The organism is Clostridium sp. HV4-5-A1G, assembly GCF_900184915.1.
Taxonomy (GTDB): domain Bacteria; phylum Bacillota; class Clostridia; order Clostridiales; family Clostridiaceae; genus Clostridium_B; species Clostridium_B aromativorans.
In genome coordinates, this window is record NZ_FXYI02000301.1 from 1 (window position 1) to 2,347 (window position 2,347).

Here is a 2,347-nt window from a genome sequence, read left to right on the forward strand (position 1 = left end):
ATATTATATAAGTGCATATATTTTTTCCTTGATCTCATTATACTTTAAAATTTTATTTTTTATAACATTATAATTGCCTATATACAAGATTGGGAATCCCAGAATCTCACAGCCTCCAATTACAATATCTTTTCTAACCAGATAATTGATGTTATATCTAAAATAATGAATATTCCCACACAGTTCACATTGAACACCCAAAAGTAAAATTTTATTATTTACAAGACTTATCTTTAAAGAGGTGAAGCTCTCATTGATTTTATTTACATCAAATACGGAAAAATTTTTAATATCATATTTTCCTTCTGAATTTCTAACAGCAACACTTATATTTGTTTGAAGTATCATAAAATTCACCCCTAATTTACACTTTAATTTAAAATTTATTTTACAGCTATGCAATTATATTCTATAAATATCTCCAAAATCCTTCATAATTTTATTTTATTTTTCTCTATCGATCTTATTTCAATTCACAATTGATTTAATATAGAGTTGTAGAAGATTTTCAGCAGGAGCCAAAAATCTTCTACAACTTGATATTTACACTTTGGATTTTTAAATACACAATAAGAACTAAGCACTTTACTCAAAAATCACCTAGTCATTCAATTTCCCATAATCTAAAGACGCCCTTATAAACTCTCTAAATAAAGGATGTGGTCTATTGGGCCTGGATTTCAATTCTGGATGAAACTGTACTCCTACAAACCAAGGATGATCTTTTATTTCTACAATTTCAACTAATCTCGAATCAGGACTGACTCCAGAAAGTACCAGCCCCGCTTTTTCTAACTTATTTCTATAAAAATTATTAAATTCATATCTATGTCTATGCCTTTCATGTATAACTTCTTCTCCATAAGCTTTAAAAGAATTACTTTCATTTAAAAGCTTACATGGATAGCTGCCTAATCTCATGGTACCGCCTTTTTTATCTATATCCTTTTGATCCGGCATCAAATCTATAACAGGATATTTGGTATAAGGATCTATTTCCGAACTGTGGGCTCCTTTATAACCAAGCACATTTCTCGCAAATTCTATTACAGCACATTGCATTCCCAGACATATGCCAAAGAATGGTACTTTATTTTTTCTAGCCCATCCTGCAGACAATATCTTTCCATCTATTCCCCTATCTCCGAATCCTCCTGGAATAAGTACACCATCTGCATCTTTTAGATAATCTCCTATATTTTCTTCAGTAACATTTTCAGAATTTATCCATTTTATATTAACTCTCGCCCCATTGGCATATCCACCATGATTCAACGCCTCAACTACAGATATATAAGCGTCATGAAGTTCTACATACTTTCCAACTAAAGCTATATTTACACTTTTCGATAACTTCTTTATTCTATTTACCATCTCTATCCATTCAGTATTGTCTATTTTACCACTTTTTAGTCTTAATTTTCTGCATACCAAATCATCCAATCCTTCTTGATGAAGCATCAGTGGAACTTCATATAAATTTTCAGCATCTAAATTTTCAATTACAGAGTCTCTCTCTACATTACAAAATAACCCTATCTTTTCTTTTAATTCATTGGAAATCAATTTCTCTGAACGGCATACTATTATATCAGGCTGTATTCCAATGCTCCTCAATTCCTTAACTGAATGTTGAGTAGGTTTAGTTTTTAATTCTCCCGACTTTTTTAAATAGGGAACCAATGTAACATGTATAAAACATACATTTTCTATTCCCACATCATATTTTATCTGTCTTATAGCTTCCAAAAAAGGCAGTGACTCTATATCTCCTACCGTTCCGCCAATTTCAGTTATAACCACATCAATATCTTTTTCCTCCGCTACTTTATATACCCTGGACTTTATCTCATTCGTTATATGTGGAATCACTTGAACCGTACTTCCTAAATACTCTCCCTTTCTCTCTTTTGATATAACTGACCAATATACTTTTCCTGTAGTAACATTGTTGTTTTTACTTAAATTTTCATCTATAAATCTCTCATAATGGCCTAAATCTAAATCTGTCTCTGCTCCGTCATCTGTAACAAAAACCTCTCCATGTTGATATGGACTCATAGTACCTGGATCTACATTTATATATGGATCGAATTTTTGGATTGAAACTTTAAGTCCTCTATTTTTCAAAAGTCGTCCCAATGAAGCTGCTGTTATTCCCTTCCCCAGCGAAGATACTACTCCCCCAGTTACAAATATATACTTTGTATTCATAAGTTTCTGCTTTTAAAAGCAGTGTCACCCCCTGTTTTTTATCCTGGTAAAATTTAAATTGCATATTTTTTAAATAAATTATTTGAAAAAAAGCATAAATAATTTTCAAAAATTTTCTCATATATTATTGACA

General features: G+C 31.0%; 2 protein-coding genes. Both read right to left on the reverse strand.

Annotated features, from left to right (window positions below; translation table 11 throughout):
- Nucleotides 1-3: 3 nt before the first annotated feature.
- Nucleotides 4-348, reverse strand: coding sequence for a hypothetical protein (locus tag J5G60_RS17985; RefSeq protein WP_150359044.1), 345 nt, complete (start codon nucleotides 346-348; stop codon nucleotides 4-6).
- 252 nt (nucleotides 349-600) lie between these two features.
- Complete coding sequence (locus tag J5G60_RS17990; protein WP_150359043.1) at nucleotides 601-2,214, reverse strand: CTP synthase; 1,614 nt, start codon at nucleotides 2,212-2,214, stop codon at nucleotides 601-603.
- Nucleotides 2,215-2,347 lie beyond the last annotated feature (133 nt).